Here is a 15,849-nt window from a genome sequence, read left to right as displayed (position 1 = left end):
TCTAGGCCGGATTCCGCACCGGAGGCACCCAGTCCCTGCCGGAGGGCACCGTTCGTTGATAGGAATGGCCCATGATCCGCGTGTACCTCCTCGACGACCACGAAGTCGTCCGTCAGGGCCTGCGCGCCCTGCTCGAGAGCGCTGGCGACATCGAGGTGGTCGGCGAGTCCGGGACCGCCACCGAGGCCACCAGCCGCATCCCCGCCCTGCGGCCCGACGTCGCCGTCCTCGACGCCCGCCTCCCGGACGGCTCCGGGATCGAGGTCTGTCGCGCCGTCCGCGCCGTCGACCCGTCGATCGGCGCGCTTATCCTGACGTCGTACGACGACGACGAGGCGTTGTTCGCCGCGATCATGGCCGGCGCCGCGGGCTACGTGCTCAAGGAGATCCGCGGCAACGACCTGGTCGACGCGATCCGCCAGGTGGCGGCGGGCAACTCGCTCATCGACCCGAGCCTGATGGCCAAGGTGCTCGAACGGGTGCGCAACCCACCCACCACCGCACCGGAGCTCGCGCAGCTCACCGAGCAGGAGCTCAAGCTGCTCGGCTACATCGCGGAGGGGATGACGAACCGGCAGATCGGCGAGCAGATGTTCCTCGCCGAGAAGACCGTCAAGAACTACGTCTCCAGCATCCTCGCCAAGCTCGGCCTCGAGCGGCGTACCCAGGCCGCGGTGCTGGCGAGCAAGCTGCTGCGCTGAGGCCGGCTGGCCGGCTGGCTGGCTGGATGGTCGGTCGGTCGGCTGGCTCGAGCGGCACCTCAGCGCAACGGCACCCGCCAGACGAACGACGTGCCGCGCGGGTGCCGAGGGGTCAGCTCGAGCGAGCCGCCGAGGGCCCGGGCGCGGCGGCGGGCGTTGCGCAGCCCGCTCTCGGCGACGTCGGCGGCGATCCCGACGCCGTCGTCGAGCACGGTCAGCCGCACCTCCCGGTTGTCGGTCTCGAGGGTGATCTCGCCGTGGTCGGCGGCGGCGTGGCGGGCCAGGTTCGAGAGCGCCTCGCGGAGCACCGGCAGCACCTGCTCCCGCACCTCGGCCGGTACGGCGGTGTCCACCGGCCCGACGGTGTGCACGACGGGGTCGAACTTCAGCAGCGGCGCGTACTCGGTCGCCAGCTTGCGCAGGTCGGCTCGCAGGGACGGTCCGCGGCCGACGTGCTGGAGCTCGAAGATCGTGCTGCGGATGTCGCGGATCGTCACGTCCAGCGCCTCGACCGCCTTGTCGATCCGGTCGGCGACCTCGGGGACGCGTGACATGGCGCCGGCGCCCTGGAGCTGCAGCCCGGTGGCGAACAGCCGCTGGATCACCACGTCGTGCAGGTCGCGCGCGATCCGCTCGCGGTCGGAGGTGACCGCGAGCTCGGCACGGTCCTCGATCGCCTGCGCCCGGTCCAGCGCCAGGCCCGCCTGGTCGGCGAAGGACGCGAGCAGCACGCGCTCGTCGTACGGCAGCGGGGTCGTCTCGGGGTCGACCAGGATCACCAGCAGCCCGGCGCTCACCAGGTGGGTGCGCAGCGGCACCAGGGTCGCGGCGAACTCGCCGAGCCGGGTGTCCAGGGGCTCGGAGTCCAGCCGCGGCCAGGGCTGGTCCTCGAGGCCGGACAGGGCCAGCTCGGCGGCCGCGGTGTCGAGGGCGTCGACGGTGCGGACCGGGTTGCCCTCCTCGAGGTGCAGGACGGCGGTCGCGGCCGCGCCGGTCGCCCACCGCGCGACCCGGGCGACCTCGGCGAGGCCCGGACCCAGCTGGATCGGCGGCTGCAGCGCCTCCGAGAGGGTCGCCGACGCCTCCAGCCACTGGCGCCGGCGCTCGCTCAGGCCGTAGGCGCGCGCGTTGTCGATCACGAAGCCGGCGGCGCTCGCGAGGGCCTCGACGAGCTCCTGGTCCTCCTGGGTGAAGGACGCACCGCCCACCTTCTCGGTGAGGTAGAGGTTGCCGAACACCGTGCCCCGGATCCGCACCGGTACGCCGAGGAACGTGCCCATCGGCGGGTGGTTCGGCGGGAACCCCGCCGACTGCGGGTGCTGGGTCAGGTCATCGAGACGGATCGGCTCCGGATGGTGGATCAGCAGGCCGAGGATGCCGCGGCCGTGCGGCAGGTCGCCGATCTGCGCCCGCGTGTCGTCGTCGAGACCGGTCGTCACGAACTCGACCAGGAACGCGTCGTTGCCGATCACGCCGAGCGCGCCGTACTGCGCGTCGGTGAGCTCGGTCGCGGCCTCGACGATCCGGGTCAGCACCGCCCGCAGGTCGAGGTCGGACGAGATCGCGGTGACGGCATCGAGCAGGGAGCGGGTGGCAGCAGGCAGCACGCGGGCCAGTCTCACACGGTGCGCCGGACCGGCAGCGCTGCAGTGAGGTCCCAGCCGCCCCCGATCCTGCGCCCGGAGATCTCCGTCCAACGCAGGCGCAGGTGGAGCGTGCGGGCACCGGACGCCCACGGTCGCGGCTCCCAGGTCTCGCGGATGTGGTCGAGCTCGTCCGGGCGGACGACGGCCTCGGCGCGGCCGCGCGCGACGACGCTCCAGCCGTGCTGCCGCTCGTGGTCGAACTGGTCGACCTCGAAGGCCAGCATGCTGTCCCGGCCATAGGTCCCCAGCACGCTGTACGGCGAGGTCCGGATGATGATCGCGTCGTCGACGACGGAGTGGTTGACCGGCACGATGTGCGGTCCGTTCGGCGAGGCCAGGGCGACCCGGCCGCCGACGCCGGAACGCAGCAGCCGCTCGCACTCGTCGCGGGTCAGGTCGATTGCCTCGTTCATGCACTCCATGGTGCGTGTCCGTCCGGCCCCGGTGCAGGGCCGATGGTCCCGAACGTGGGGGCGTTCGGCGGTACTCGGCGGGCCGGCGGGCGAGGACGGTGGGGACATGGACAACACCGTGATCCCCGCTGGCACCATCGTCGTCGGCCTCGACGGCTCCCCGTCCGCCGACCGTGCCCTGGACTGGGCCATCGACCACGCCCGGCGTGAGCGCCGGCAGCTCACCCTCGTGCACGGACTGGAGCCGATGCACGAGCGGGCGGAGGCGCTGGCCATGCTCGACCGCGCCCGTCTGCACTGCCTCGAGGTCGCACCGGACCTCGCCGTGCACGTGGCCCTCTGGATGGCGGACCCGAGGGTCGCGCTCCTCGACCTCGGACACAGCGCGGCGACCGTGGTCGTCGGCTCGCACGGCCGCGGACCGGTGAGCAGCGTGCTGCTCGGCTCGGTCGGGCTGTCGGTGACCAGGCACGCCCCGTGCCCGGTCGTCGTGGTGCGGCCGCAGCACCCGGGCGCGGTGCGCAACGGGGTGCTGGTCGCGGCGGACGAGCGGTCGCGGCCGGTGGTCGAGTTCGCCTACCGCCAGGCCTCGCTGCGGGACCTCCCACTGACCATCGTGCGGACGACCGACGACGAGCTCGCGGTCGCCGAGGCAGTGGCCGGGCTGGCCGAGAAGTTCCCGGAGGTCCGGTCGCGCACCGCGGCCGGTGACCTCACCGCCGGGTCGCGGCACCTGGACCTGCTCGTGGTCGGACCGGGTGAGGGCGGCGTCGTCAACCACGCCGAGTGCCCGGTGGCGGTGGTACCGATCGGCGTGGCAGGGTCGCCTGCATGACCGAGGTACCGGCGAACACGGTCGTGGTCGGGGTCGACGGCTCCGAGACGTCGGACCGGGCGGTCGACTGGGCGGCGGAGCAGGCCCGGCTCGAGGGCCGCGCGCTGACGCTGGTCCAGGCCACCGGCGCGATGGGCACGGCGGCCCTGGTGTGGCTCGACCAGGCCGGCGTCGACAGCGAGGTCACCCGCGAGGCGGTGCGCCGGGACGCCGAACAGCTGCTCGCCGCGGCGGGCGAGCGGGTCGCCGCGCTCGCTCCGGACGTGCCGGCGCACGGCGTGGTCGCCGAGCTCGACCCGCGCGACGCCCTGCGCGAGACGGCACGGTCCGCGGTCATGGTCGTCCTCGGCTCGCGCGGCCGCGGCCCGGTGAAGAGCCTCCTGCTCGGATCGGTCGCGCACGCGGTCAGCCGCGACGGCGCCTGCCCGGTCGTGGTGCTGCGGCCGGTGGCCGAGTCCGTCGTACGCCGCGGCATCGTGGTGGGCGTCGACGCGCAGGGCACGTCGACCGCGGCGCTGGCCTTCGCCTACCGCCTGGCGTCGCTGCGCCGACGACCGCTCCGCGTGGTGCACGCGATCTGGGACGCCCACCAGGGTGAGGAGCCGGTCGGCCCGGACGAGGAGGGGTACGACGCCGAGCGGCTGCGCCTCGCCCAGACCGTCGCCGGGATGGCCGAGCAGTACCCCGACGTCGAGGTCGAGACCGTGCTCGCCCGCGGGCTGGTCGACCGCGTGCTGGTGCGGCTCGCCGAGGAGGCCGAGCTCGTGGTCATCGGCCGCCGGAGCCGTGGCGGCATCGCCGGGCTGGTGCGCGGGCGCACCGCGTCGATCGTCGTCGAGCAGTCGTCCGGCACCGTCGCGGTGGTCCCGGAGCCCTAGCGAGCCGCTACAGCACCAGCGCCGCGAAGCGCTCGCCCATCCGGACGTGCGTCGCCGCGTCCGGGTGCAGTCCGTCGGGCAGTGGCAGCTCGTCGTGGTCGGCCGCGCCGTACAGCTCCCGGCCGTCGAGGTAGGACAGCCGGGGGTCGTCCCGCTCGGCGACGACCCGGGCGAGCTCCTCGCGGATCACGGTGAGAGTCAGTTTGCCCGCGGCGACCTCGGCGGGGTCGCCGACCGCGACGAACCGGATCCGCCCCTCCGCCATCTCGGACAGGTCGGGTGTGGCAGGTCCCGGCGTGTCCTCGTGGATCGGGCAGTGGATCGGGGAGACGACGACGAGGGGCGTGTCCGGGTGCCCGTCGCGGATCGTGTCCACGAACCCGTGCACCGCCGGCCCGAACGCCCGGCGCCGCATCAGGTCGTGGTTCACGACGTTGATGCCGAGCTTCAGGCTGATCAGGTCGGCGGCGGTGTCCCGGATCGCGCGGGCGGTGAACTGGTCGAGCAGCGCGCTGCCCGCGAGCCCGAGGTTGACGAGGTCCACGCCGGCGCGCCGGGCGGCGTACGCCGGCCAGGTGGACGTCGGGCTCGCCGCGACCGAGCCGTGGCTGATCGAGCTGCCGTGGTGGACCCAGACCCGGTCCGCGGCAGGCGCCGGCGTCACCGGTGCGTCGGTGCGCAGCGCCACCAGCTCGGTCTGCTCGTCGTGCGGCAGCCACACCTCGACGGTCTTCTCGCCGGCCGGCAGGTCGCCGAATCGGAGCGTGCCGACCGGGCCCGGCCGCAGCTCGCCCGCCCCGGTCATCAGGTCGACGACCACGGTGCTGCCACCGGGCGCGGTCAGCTGGGCGGCGAGCCGGCCGTCGACCACGAGGTCGTAGACGCCGTCGGGGCGAGCCGGTGCTCCGGCGTACTCCCGCCGCGTCGGCAGCACGTCGAGCTCGACGACCGTGGCCCGGGTGCGGAGCGCGAGGCGTACGCCGGAGGGCTGCGCCTCGGCCATCGCCAGCTGCGGGTCGGCGCACTGCGCGCGGGCCCGGGCCGGCAGCCGGTGGGGGAGCAGCCCCGCACCGGTCGGCTCGAGCTCGAGTGCGCCGCGGACCAGGTCGGCGGTGATCGGCACGGACGTCAGCGTCATGTCCCGACCCTAGGGAACGGCCCGGAGCGCTGGCAGACTGCGTCGCCATGCCCTTCGTGCTCGTCGACCGGCCGGACCCCGCCGTCGCGGTGGTGACCCTGAACCGGCCGGAGCGGATGAACGCGATGGCGTACGACGTCATGGTGCCGTTCCGCGAGGCCCTCCTCGGCCTCGGCCAGGACAACGCGGTGCGCGCGGTGGTCGTCACCGGCGCGGGGAGCGGCTTCTGCTCGGGAGCGGACCAGGAGTCGGCGGGCGTGCCGCCCGGCGTCGCCGGGGTCACCCGGCCGACGTACGCGCTCCGGGCGATGGAGGCACTGGAGGAGGTCGTGCTCACGATCCGGCGTCTGCACCAGCCGGTCGTCGCGGCCGTCAACGGTGCGGCGATCGGCGGCGGCCTCTGCCTGGCGCTGGCGTGCGACCTGAGGATCGCGGCACCCGCGGCGCACTTCCGCGCCGCCGGGATCAACAACGGGCTGACCGCGAGCGAGCTCGGGTTGTCGTTCCTGCTGCCACGCGCGGTCGGCTCGACGCGGGCGGCCGACATCATGCTGACCGGCCGGGACGTGGGCGCCGAGGAGGCCGAGCGGATCGGCCTCGTGTCCTCGGTGCACGACGACGTGGTCGCCGCCGCGGTCGGGATCGGGCAGCGGATCGCAGGGTTCTCCCAGCCGGGCGTCGAGCTGACCAAGAAGTCGCTGCATGCCGGCCAGTCGGCCACGTCGCTGGAGACGTACCTGTCCTCGGAGGGGATCGGGCAGCTCTACCTCCGGCTGTTGACGGGCAACTTCGAGGAGGCCACGCTGGCCCGTCGCGAGGGGCGGCCGCCGCGGTTCACGGACGACCGCTGACGTACACCCACCGGCCGCCGCGCCGCTCGAAGAGGCTGTGCTCGCGCAGCTCGCCGGGCTGTCCGTCCCGCTCGTAGGACGCCACGAACTCCACCCAGTCCTCGCCGGCGGCAACGATCCGCAGCCCGGTCCAGGTGAGCGCAGGGTCCGGAGCGAGGTCGTCCGGGCGCGTGCGGGGGTGCCAGGTCCGGAACACGTGGTCGAGGTCGCCGACGGCGTACGCCGAGTAGCGCGAGCGCATCAGCTCCTCGGCGGTCTCCGCCCGCGCGGCACCCCGGTGCAGGCGACCGCAGCAGGCGTCGTACGACGTGCCGGAGCCGCACGGGCAGGGCCGCTGGAGCTGCATGGCGTGAGCCTAGGACGCGGTCGGTACCGCCTACTCCACGGGCACTCCTGTCGCTTCCCGGCCGTTGCTACGCCTGTGAAGCGACGGGATACCCGGCGAGCCGGGTATCCCACCCGCGTCAAGTCCCGGAAACGGAGACGATCCCCATCTGTTGGGGGCGTGGGTAGCGTGAAGGGGTGACTTCCGCCCCCACGGTCTCCACGGTCGGCGAGCTTCGCGCCTCCGGCCACGTCCAGAAGTCCCTGCGCGAGGAGGTCCGCGACAACCTCCTCGACGCCCTGCGGGAGGGCCGCGACCCGTGGCCGGGGCTGCACGGCTTCGAGGACACCGTCATCCCCCAGCTCGAGCGGGCCCTGATCGCCGGCCACGACATCGTGCTCCTCGGCGAGCGCGGCCAGGGCAAGACCCGGCTGCTACGCACCATGGTCGGACTGCTGGACGAGTGGACGCCGGTGATCTCCGGCTCCGAGCTCGGCGAGCACCCGTACGACCCGGTCACCCATGCGTCCCGGGTGGCCGCCGCGACGTACGGCGACGACCTGCGGGTGTCGTGGCGGCACCGCGACGAGCGGTACGCCGAGAAGCTCGCCACGCCGGACACGAGCGTCGCGGACCTGATCGGCGACGTGGACCCGATGAAGGTCGCCGAGGGCCGGTCGCTGGGCGACCCGGAGACGATCCACTTCGGGCTGATCCCGCGCAGCCATCGCGGCATCGTCGCGATCAACGAGCTGCCCGACCTCGCCGAGCGGATCCAGGTGGCGATGCTCAACGTGATGGAGGAGCGGGACATCCAGATCCGCGGCTACGTCCTCCGCCTGCCGCTCGACGTGCTCGTGGTCGCCAGCGCGAACCCCGAGGACTACACGAACCGCGGCCGGATCATCACGCCCCTCAAGGACCGCTTCGGCGCGGAGATCCGCACGCACTACCCGACCGAGCTCGAGGACGAGGTCGCGGTGATCCGGCAGGAGGCGCACCTCGTCGCCGACGTGCCCGACCACCTCGTCGAGATCCTGGCCCGGTTCACGCGCCAGCTGCGGGAGTCCTCCGCGGTCGACCAGCGGTCCGGCGTCTCCGCGCGGTTCTCGATCGCCGGCGCCGAGACGATCGCCGCCGCCGCGCTGCACCGGGCGACCGCGCAGGGCGAGGACGAGGCCGTGGCCCGGCCGGTCGACCTGGAGACCGCGATCGACGTCCTCGGCGGGAAGGTCGAGTTCGAGTCCGGCGAGGAGGGCCGCGAGACGGAGATCCTCACCCACCTGCTCCGCACCGCGACCGCCGAGACGGTCCGCAGCCACTTCCGCGGCCTCGACCTGGGGCTGCTGGTGGAGGCGATCGAGAACGGCGCGATGGTGACCACCGGAGAGCGGGTGACCGCGCGCGAGTTCCTGACCGGGCTGCCGGTGCTCGGCGAGTCCGAGCTGTACGACGACATCTGCGACCGGCTCGACGCCACCAACGACGGGCAGCGCGCCGGCGCCATCGAGCTCGCGCTCGAGGGGCTCTACCTGGGCCGGAAGATCGGGAAGGACACCGACGGTTCGGAGACCGTGTATGGCTGAGGTTCCCGTCGACGTCAGGGTCGCGGCCGGCACCCGGGCCGGCGGCCTGGAGCCGTCGTACGTCGTCCCACATCGCTGGACCGATGGCGGCATCGCCGTCGAGGGCGGCGGCACGGGCGCGCAGCTGCTGCTCACCGCGGTCGCGTGCTGCCTGCTCAACGACGTCTACCGCGAGGCCGACATCCCGGTGCACGGCGTGCTCGTCGACGTGGACGGCAGGTTCGACGACGAGACGTGGTCGACCACGCGCATCACCTACGACGTGGCCGTCGACTCGCCCGAGGCCGGTGACGTCGTCGCCCGGGTCCTCGAGCAGGTGGATGCGCTCGCGGAGATCCCGCGGGTCGTGCGCGGGGAGGTCACGGTGAGTCGACGATGAAGGACCGGACCCGCTTCCGGCGGTACGACGGCGGTGACCCGCTCGCGGCGCCGGTCGACATCGCCGAGGCGCTGGACGCGATCGGCGAGGACGTGATGGCCGGCTACTCGCCGGAGCGCGCGATGCGCGAGTTCCTGCGCCGTGGCGGCCGGGACCAGACCGGCCTCGACGACCTGGCCCGCCGGGTCGCCGAACGGCGGCGCGACCTCGTGCAGCGCCACCACATGGACGGCACCCTCCAGGAGGTCCGTGAGCTGCTCGACCACGCACTGCTGGAGGAGCGCAAGCAGCTCGCCCGCGACGCGATGATGGACGACGGCGAGCGGGCGTTCCGCGAGCTCCAGCTGGAGAACCTGCCGCCGAACACCGCCGCCGCCGTGAGCGAGCTGTCGTCGTACGACTGGCAGAGCCGGGAGGCGCGCGAGGACTACGAGAAGATCAGGGACCTGCTCGGGCGCGAGCTGCTCGACCAGCGGTTCGCGGGGATGAAGGAGGCGCTCGAGGGGGCGACCGACGCCGACCGCGCGGCCGTCAACGCGATGCTCCAGGACCTCAACCAGCTGCTCGAGAAGCACCAGCGCGGCGAGGACAGCCAGGAGGACTTCGAGGAGTTCATGCAGCGGCACGGCGACTTCTTCCCCGAGAACCCGTCGAACATCGACGAGCTGCTCGACTCCCTCGCGCAACGGGCCGCGGCCGCGCAGCGGATGCTGAACTCGATGTCGCCGGAGCAGCGCGAGGAGCTGATGCAGCTCTCCCAGCAGGCGTTCGGCTCGCCCGAGCTGATGGAGCAGCTCGCGCGGATGGACGCGAACCTCCAGTCGCTGCGTCCCGGCGAGGACTGGGGCGGCTCGGAGCAGATGGGCGGCGAGGAGGGGCTCGGGCTCGGCGACGGCACCGGCGTGTTCCAGGACATCGCGGACCTCGACACCCTCGCCGACCAGCTCTCGCAGTCCTACGGCGGCGCCCGCATGGACGACGTCGACCTCGACGCGCTCGCGCGCCAGCTCGGCGACCAGGCCGCGGTCGACGCCCGGACCCTGCAGCGGCTCGAGCAGGCGCTGCGCGACTCGGGCTACATGAAGCGCGGCACCGACGGGCAGTACCGGCTCTCCCCGAAGGCGATGCGGCAGCTCGGCAAGGCGCTGCTCCGCGACGTCGCCGAGCGGATGTCGGGCCGCCAGGGCCAGCGCGAGCTCCAGAAAGCCGGTGCCGCGGGCGACCTGTCGGGCGCGACCCGGGAGTGGGCGTTCGGCGACACCGAGCCGTGGCACGTGCCGCGGACCATGCTCAACGGGGTGCTCCGGCGAGCGGGGGACCCGGCCGGGCCGATGCTCTCCATCGAGGACGTCGAGGTCCAGGAGACCGAGGCCCGCACCCAGGCTGCGGTCGCGCTGCTCGTCGACACGTCGTTCTCGATGGCGATGGACGGCCGCTGGGTCCCGATGAAGCGCACGGCTCTCGCGCTGCACACGCTGATCCGGTCCCGGTTCCGCGGCGACGCGCTGCAGCTGATCGGCTTCGGCCGGCACGCCGAGGTGATGGAGATCGAGGAGCTCACGGCGCTGGACGCGATGTGGGACAAGGGCACCAACCTGCACCACGCGCTGCTGCTCGCGAACCGGCACTTCCGCAAGCACCCCAACGCCCAGCCGGTGCTGCTGATCGTCACCGACGGTGAGCCGACGTCCCACCTCGAGCCGGACGGCGAGGTCTACTTCTCCTACCCGCCGCACCCGCTGACCGTGGCGTACGCCGTGCGGGAGCTCGACAACGCCGGGCGGCTCGGCGCGCAGACGACGTTCTTCCGCCTCGGCGAGGACCCCGGCCTGGCCAGGTTCATCGACTCGATGGCCCAGCGGGTCGGCGGCCGGGTCGTCGCGCCCGAGCTCGACGATCTCGGCGCCGCGGTCGTCGGGTCCTACCTCGGCTCACGGGGTCCCCGTGGCGGCGGGTACGGCGGATACGGCGACTGGTTCGGCGGCCGCGGCTTCTGGGTCGGCGACTAGCAGGCACGCTCCCAGTTCGCGCAGGCACGGGTGCTCGTCCGCCGCACGCCGGCGCACGGGGGCAGGGGGTCCGGCCGCTCGAGCTCGTCGGTGTGCACGTCGCGGACCATCAGCTCGCGCACGGGCCGGTGCGCCTTGTGCACGATCAGGCAGTCGCAGACGACTAGCCGCTGCCCGAACCTCTTCTCCAGCGCGGTCGCGGTCGGCGAGCGCAGGTCGCGGAACCGGCGGGCCCACAGGAACGTCGAGTCACACCCGTGCTCCCCGGTCATCCGGGCGACGAAGCAGACCAGGCACTCGCCCTCCTGCGGCTCCTCCTCGACCACCGCCCGGAGGTAGTGCTCGGCCCCCGCGGCCACGGACGTCTCGCTCATGCCCCGTGTCTACCGGCGGCCACCGACAGTGAAGCGGTCACCGCGGGTGCAGAAGCGCCGCCAGCTCCTCGACCCCGTCGACCAGGCGGGTGCCGGGCCGGGCCCAGGCTGCGTTGGCGTCGACGGCGTGCACGGGTACGCCGCGCGGCAGCACGCCGGAGGCGACCAGCTCGGACGCGAGCAGCGCGCGCCGGCGAGGTCGTAGCCGCAGGGTGCCACGACGACGACGTCGGGTGCGGCCTCGTGGACCGACTCCCACGGCACCCGCTCGGACTTCGCGCCGGGCTTGCCGAGCAGGCACTCGCCGCCGGCGGCCTCGATCATCTCGGGCACCCAGTGGCCGGGGGCGTACGGCGGGTCCGTCCACTCGAGCAGCATCACCCTCGGCCGCGGCCGGCCGGCCACCCGGGCCCGGACGGCCTCGAGCCGGGCGCGCAGCGCCGACGCCAGGGCCTCGGCCGACGCCAGGTGGCCGGTCGCCCGGCCGAGCACGAGGATCGAGGCGAACACCTCGTCCATCGTGTGCGGGTCGATGGTCAGCACCTCGGCCCGGCAGCCCAGGTAGGACAGGGCGTCGTCGACGACGGAGACGTCGACCGCGCAGACCGCGCAGAGGTCCTCGGTGACCACCAGGTCGGCGTCCAGCTCGACGAGCGCGTCGGCGGCGAGGTGGTAGAGGTCCTCGCCCCGGGACATCGCACCCACGACGTACGCGTCGATCTCGGCGGGGGTCAGTCCGTGCGGCATCGCCGAGGTCGACACGATCCGCCGGGTCAGGGCCTCGGCGGGGAAGTCGCACTCGAACGTCACGCCGACGACGTCGTCACCGGCGCCGATGGCGAACAGGATCTCCGTGGTGGAGGGGAGCAGGGAGACGATCCGCACCCCTCCACCCTAGGGAGGGGTCAGACGCTCTTCAGGGCCAGGCCGGTGAGGTCGATCGACTTCGGGATCGACGGGGCCGAGGAGTCCATCGACATCGCGGTCGCGTAGACGATGAACTTGCCCTTGCGGGCGAACAGCATGTTGAACACCGACGAGGTGGTCTGGTCGCCGTTCTTGCAGGTCGACCGGTACTGGTAGCCCCACCGCTCGTCGCCGAGGCTGAACTTGATCTTCTTCATCGACGTCTTGCAGGTCACGCCGCCGCTGCCGCCGCCGTTGCCACCGCCGCCACCGCCGGAGGGGCAGTCCTTGGCGGTCTTGCTGTAGCCGTGCAGGTACGCGATCGCTGCCTTGGTGGTCGGGAACCGCATCGCGGTGACCGACAACATCGGGTGCTCGCCGTCGATGACGTACACGTCCGGGTCCCCGGAGGTGTAGTCGGGGGAGTACGACGCGGAGCGCGCACCGGCGTGGTTGATGGCCTTGCCCGGCTTGCACTTCTTGCCCGGTCCGTAGACCTTGCTGGTGCTCTCGCTCGCGGAGCCACCGTCGAGGTGCGGGTAGATCTTCGCGACGGCGTCGATGGTCGGGACGTCCGGGTACGACGCGGCCGCGGTGGCGGTCGAGGCGGCGGGGACGATCAGGGCGGGGACGGCGAGCGCGATCAGCGTCCGGGTCAGCCAGCGGCGGTGCATGGTGTTCTCTCTTCCGTTCGGGAGGTTGGTGGGAGCACCGTGCCGCGGGGCACTTGGGGTCCGCTGGGAGCCGACTTGGAGTCTCGATACGCTCGCCAGCGCCTGCGGCGCCGACTCGCGACCCGACCACCGAAAGCCCCGACCACCGAAAGCAGAGGGCGGATGGACGACCCCACCGCGACCGTGCTGGCCCTGCTCGGACTCGCAGCGCTCGCGGCGGGCTTCGTCGACGCCGTCGTCGGTGGCGGTGGGCTGATCCAGCTGCCGGCGCTGCTGCTGGGGATGCCCACCGCCGCACCGGTGCAGATCCTCGCCACCAACAAGGTCTCCTCGATCTGCGGCACGACCGTCAGCGCCTCGACGTACTACCGCCGGATCAGGCCGGACCCGAGGACGTTCCTGCCCCTGATGGCGCTGGCGTTCATCGGCTCCGCCTGCGGCGCCGCGGTGGCCAGCCGGATCCCGCGGGACGCGTTCGAGCCGATCGTGCTGGTCGCGCTGGTCGTCGTCGGCGCCTACGTCCTGCTCAAGCCGCAGCTCGGCGAGCTGACCGCGCTGCGGTTCCAGGGCCACCGGCACCTGCTCGCGGCGATGGCGACCGGCCTCGCGATCGGCTTCTACGACGGTGCGCTCGGCCCCGGCACCGGCAGCTTCTTCGTCTTCACGCTGGTCGGCCTGATGGGCTACAGCTTCCTCGAGGCCTCGGCCAAGGCCAGGCTGGCGAACTGGGCCACCAACCTCGCCGCGATCCTCGTCTTCGCGCCGCAAGGAGCGGTCGTCTGGCACGTCGCGGTGGTGATGGGCGCATGCAACGTCCTCGGCGGGTACGTCGGCGCCCGGACCGCCGTCAACCGCGGCACCAGGTTCGTCCGGATCTTCTTCATCGTCGTCGTCTCCGCGTTCATCGTGCGGATCGGCGGGGAGGTCCTCGGGCTGTGGTCGTGAGCAGCTACCTGACGATCGCGCGGTCCGCGGAGGCCGAGATCGAGGTCAAGCGCTCGCGGTTCCTCTGCACGCTCGAGCGGGTCGGCGACGAGCCCGCCGCCCGCGCGGTCGTCGAACGGCTGCGCCGCGAGCACTGGGACGCCCGCCACCACTGCTCCGCGTTCGTCCTGGGTCCCGGCCGCGACCTCGAGCGATCCTCCGACGACGGCGAGCCGGCCGGGACGGCCGGGGCCCCGATGCTCGAGGTGCTCCGGGGCCAGCAGCTCAGCGACGTGGTCGCGGTCGTCACCCGCTGGTTCGGGGGCACCCTCCTCGGCGCGGGTGGGCTCGTCCGGGCGTACGGCGACGCGGTCCGCGCGGCCCTCGTGCCCGCGGGCACCCTGCGCCGCTCGCTGGTGCGCGAGCACCTGCTCGACCTCGGCCACGCCGACGCCGGCCGGGTCGAGAGCGAGCTGCGCTCGCGCGGGATCGCGGTCCTCGACAGCGCGTACGGCGCACGCGTCACGCTGCGCCTCGGCGTACCGCCCGGCCAGGAGGAGCGGCTCGCGGCGGTCGTCGCCGAGCTGACGTCCGGCGCCGCGGAGACGCGGGTGGCGGGCGAGCGCTGGGTCGATAGCCTCGACCCATGAGCATCCCCGTGGAGGTCGCCGACCTCGAGCAACGGCTCGCGGAGTTCGGCCGCGGCTACCTGCTGACCTCGCGGGACGGCACGGTCAAGGCGGTCTCGGTGCGCGCGGTGCCCGACGACGGCACCGTGCTGGTCCCCGCGCCCGGCCGCGGCTCGGTCGCGAACGTCGGGCTCAACCCCACCGTCACGCTGCTGTTCCCGCCGGAGCACGGCGACGCCATGACGCTGCTCGTCGACGGGACCGCGACGGCCGAGGGCGAGGACGTCCGGGTCACCCCGACCGGCGCCGTCCTGCACAGGCCGGTCGCATGAGCACCTCGCCGTTCTGGGTCAGTGCCTTCCTCGACCTCCCGCCCGGCGGCTTCGACCGCGGGGTGGCGTTCTGGCAGGGCGTCACCGGCTACGCGCTGTCGCCCCGCCGCGGGGTCGACGGCGAGTTCGCCACGCTGGTCCCGCCCGAGGGTGACGACTACCTGCGCGTCCAGGCGCTCGGCGGCGGGCCCGGGCGGGTCCACCTCGACCTCCACGTCGAGAATCCGACCGTCGCCGCCGAGGCCGCCATCGAGCTCGGCGCGCACGTGCTGGTGCGGCACGAGCTCGGGTACGTCGTGCTCCGCTCGCCCGGCGGCTTCGTCTTCTGCTTCGTCCGCGCGCAGGCGTCGCGGCGGCCACCGGCGGCGACCTGGCCGGACGGCAGCCGGTCGCAGGTGGACCAGGTCTGCCTCGACGTACCGCCCTCGGCGTACGACGCGGAGGTGGCCTTCTGGCAGGCGCTCACCGGCTGGGACTGGAACCCCGACGTCTCCCGGGAGTTCGCGCGACTGCTCCCGCCGGACGAGCAGCCGCTGCGGTGGCTGGTCCAGCTGCTCGACGACGAGGAGCCCGAGGTGCGTGCGCACCTCGACCTGAGCTGCACCGACCGCGCCGCCGAGACCGACCGGCACGCCGCGCTCGGCGCGACCGTCGGGCCGGCGAACGGCGAGTGGACGGTGCTGACCGACCCGGTCGGGACGACGTACTGCATCACCGAGAGGAAGCCTCGATGACCAGGGTCGACCCGCCGACGCGGGGCGACGAGCGGACGCTGCTGCTGGCGTACCTCGACTACCACCGCGAGACGCTGCGCCAGAAGGCCGGCGGGCTCGACGCAGGCCAGCTCGGCACCGCGCTGCCGCCCTCGGGGATGACGCTCGGCGGGATGGTGAAGCACCTGGCGCTGGTCGAGAACAGCTGGTTGCGCGAGGTGTTCCTCGGCGAGCCGATGAGCGAGCCCTGGGCGTCGGTCGACTGGGACGCCGACCACGACTGGGACTGGCACAGCGCGAAGGACGACACTCCCGAGCAGCTCTGGGCGCTGTACGACGCGATGGTCGCCGACTCCGACGCGGTCGTGGCCGCCGCCGGGCTCGACGACCCGTCCGCGAAGCCGTCCCGGCGTACGGGCGAGCCGTTCAGCCTGCGCTGGATCCTGCTGCACCTGATCGAGGAGTACGCCCGCCACAACGGGCACGCGGACCTGATCCGCGAGTCCGTGGACGGCACGACCGGCGAGTGACCCGGC

At 73.3% G+C, this 15,849-nt stretch carries 19 protein-coding genes; 12 read left to right on the top strand and 7 right to left on the bottom strand.

Annotated features, from left to right (window positions below; genetic code table 11):
* Positions 1-71: 71 nt before the first annotated feature.
* Complete coding sequence (locus tag N538_RS0122925) at positions 72-701, top strand: response regulator (RefSeq protein ID WP_028639227.1); 630 nt, start codon at positions 72-74, stop codon at positions 699-701.
* A gap of 59 nt (positions 702-760) precedes the next feature.
* On the opposite strand, the gene N538_RS26965 is transcribed toward N538_RS0122925, so the two are convergent.
* Complete coding sequence (locus tag N538_RS26965) at positions 761-2,308, bottom strand: GAF domain-containing sensor histidine kinase (protein ID WP_051549563.1); 1,548 nt, start codon at positions 2,306-2,308, stop codon at positions 761-763.
* A gap of 11 nt (positions 2,309-2,319) precedes the next feature.
* Positions 2,320-2,760: a pyridoxamine 5'-phosphate oxidase family protein gene (locus N538_RS26960; RefSeq protein WP_051549562.1), complete on the bottom strand. Its 441-nt coding sequence runs from the start codon at positions 2,758-2,760 to the stop codon at positions 2,320-2,322.
* A 106-nt stretch (positions 2,761-2,866) separates the two neighbouring features.
* Here N538_RS26960 and N538_RS27760 point away from each other — a divergent pair, with 106 nt between their 5' ends.
* Positions 2,867-3,595 carry a universal stress protein gene (locus tag N538_RS27760; RefSeq protein WP_051549561.1) on the top strand — a complete coding sequence of 243 codons (729 nt, stop codon included), beginning with the start codon at positions 2,867-2,869 and terminating at the stop codon, positions 3,593-3,595.
* Entirely contained in the window at positions 3,592-4,473 is an 882-nt protein-coding gene (locus N538_RS0122905) for a universal stress protein (RefSeq protein ID WP_028639226.1), read from the top strand. Before N538_RS27760 ends, N538_RS0122905 begins: the two co-directional genes overlap by 4 nt.
* Before the next feature lie 7 nt (positions 4,474-4,480).
* Here the strand turns inward: N538_RS0122905 and N538_RS0122900 are convergent, their stop codons facing one another.
* The gene (locus tag N538_RS0122900; RefSeq protein WP_036571781.1) at positions 4,481-5,611 is read right to left on the bottom strand and encodes an SGNH/GDSL hydrolase family protein; all 1,131 of its coding nucleotides are present in this window, start codon (positions 5,609-5,611) and stop codon (positions 4,481-4,483) included.
* Positions 5,612-5,658: 47 nt separating this feature from the next.
* Between N538_RS0122900 and N538_RS0122895 the strand changes: the two genes are divergently transcribed.
* Positions 5,659-6,462 (top strand): enoyl-CoA hydratase, encoded by an 804-nt coding sequence (locus N538_RS0122895; protein WP_028639224.1) that lies wholly within the window; start codon positions 5,659-5,661, stop codon positions 6,460-6,462.
* On the opposite strand, the gene N538_RS0122890 is transcribed toward N538_RS0122895, so the two are convergent.
* The gene (locus N538_RS0122890) at positions 6,446-6,808 is read right to left on the bottom strand and encodes a YchJ family protein (protein ID WP_028639223.1); all 363 of its coding nucleotides are present in this window, start codon (positions 6,806-6,808) and stop codon (positions 6,446-6,448) included. The two genes, N538_RS0122895 and N538_RS0122890, sit on opposite strands and share 17 nt — an antisense overlap.
* A gap of 176 nt (positions 6,809-6,984) precedes the next feature.
* Here N538_RS0122890 and N538_RS0122885 point away from each other — a divergent pair, with 176 nt between their 5' ends.
* The 3 genes from N538_RS0122885 to N538_RS0122875 are packed head-to-tail and all read left to right on the top strand — an operon-like array spanning position 6,985 to position 10,761.
* Positions 6,985-8,373, top strand: coding sequence for a magnesium chelatase (locus N538_RS0122885; protein WP_028639222.1), 1,389 nt, complete (start codon positions 6,985-6,987; stop codon positions 8,371-8,373).
* Entirely contained in the window at positions 8,366-8,752 is a 387-nt protein-coding gene (locus tag N538_RS0122880; RefSeq protein ID WP_028639221.1) for an OsmC family protein, read from the top strand. The genes N538_RS0122885 and N538_RS0122880 overlap by 8 nt, the downstream gene beginning before the upstream one ends.
* A complete protein-coding gene (locus tag N538_RS0122875; RefSeq protein WP_028639220.1) occupies positions 8,749-10,761 on the top strand; it encodes a vWA domain-containing protein in 2,013 nt (670 codons plus the stop codon). The genes N538_RS0122880 and N538_RS0122875 overlap by 4 nt, the downstream gene beginning before the upstream one ends.
* Here N538_RS0122875 and N538_RS0122870 read toward each other — a convergent pair.
* The 3 genes from N538_RS0122870 to N538_RS0122860 are packed head-to-tail and all read right to left on the bottom strand — an operon-like array spanning position 10,758 to position 12,715.
* Positions 10,758-11,135: a DUF2695 domain-containing protein gene (locus tag N538_RS0122870; protein ID WP_028639219.1), complete on the bottom strand. Its 378-nt coding sequence runs from the start codon at positions 11,133-11,135 to the stop codon at positions 10,758-10,760. The genes N538_RS0122875 and N538_RS0122870 overlap by 4 nt on opposite strands.
* A 9-nt stretch (positions 11,136-11,144) precedes the next feature.
* On the bottom strand, positions 11,145-12,020 hold the full coding sequence (locus tag N538_RS26950) for an ABC transporter substrate-binding protein (protein ID WP_231496308.1): 876 nt from the start codon (positions 12,018-12,020) through the stop codon (positions 11,145-11,147).
* A 20-nt stretch (positions 12,021-12,040) separates the two neighbouring features.
* Positions 12,041-12,715, bottom strand: a complete 675-nt coding sequence (locus tag N538_RS0122860) for a hypothetical protein (RefSeq protein ID WP_028639218.1) — start codon at positions 12,713-12,715, stop codon at positions 12,041-12,043.
* Positions 12,716-12,877: 162 nt separating this feature from the next.
* Between N538_RS0122860 and N538_RS0122855 the strand changes: the two genes are divergently transcribed.
* Genes N538_RS0122855 through N538_RS0122835 form a run of 5 tightly spaced genes read left to right on the top strand, consistent with a single transcriptional unit; the run spans position 12,878 to position 15,843 of the window.
* A complete protein-coding gene (locus N538_RS0122855; protein WP_028639217.1) occupies positions 12,878-13,660 on the top strand; it encodes a sulfite exporter TauE/SafE family protein in 783 nt (260 codons plus the stop codon).
* Positions 13,657-14,289: a YigZ family protein gene (locus tag N538_RS0122850; protein WP_197025435.1), complete on the top strand. Its 633-nt coding sequence runs from the start codon at positions 13,657-13,659 to the stop codon at positions 14,287-14,289. Before N538_RS0122855 ends, N538_RS0122850 begins: the two co-directional genes overlap by 4 nt.
* Positions 14,286-14,600, top strand: coding sequence for a hypothetical protein (locus N538_RS0122845; protein WP_028639215.1), 315 nt, complete (start codon positions 14,286-14,288; stop codon positions 14,598-14,600). Before N538_RS0122850 ends, N538_RS0122845 begins: the two co-directional genes overlap by 4 nt.
* Positions 14,597-15,334, top strand: a complete 738-nt coding sequence (locus N538_RS0122840; RefSeq protein ID WP_028639214.1) for a VOC family protein — start codon at positions 14,597-14,599, stop codon at positions 15,332-15,334. The genes N538_RS0122845 and N538_RS0122840 overlap by 4 nt, the downstream gene beginning before the upstream one ends.
* Complete coding sequence (locus N538_RS0122835; protein ID WP_028639213.1) at positions 15,331-15,843, top strand: DinB family protein; 513 nt, start codon at positions 15,331-15,333, stop codon at positions 15,841-15,843. The genes N538_RS0122840 and N538_RS0122835 overlap by 4 nt, the downstream gene beginning before the upstream one ends.
* Positions 15,844-15,849: the final 6 nt, after the last annotated feature.

It is taken from the genome of Nocardioides sp. URHA0032 (assembly GCF_000620645.1).
Classification (GTDB): Bacteria; Actinomycetota; Actinomycetes; order Propionibacteriales; family Nocardioidaceae; genus Nocardioides.
This window is presented reverse-complemented; position numbering and strand designations above follow the sequence as displayed.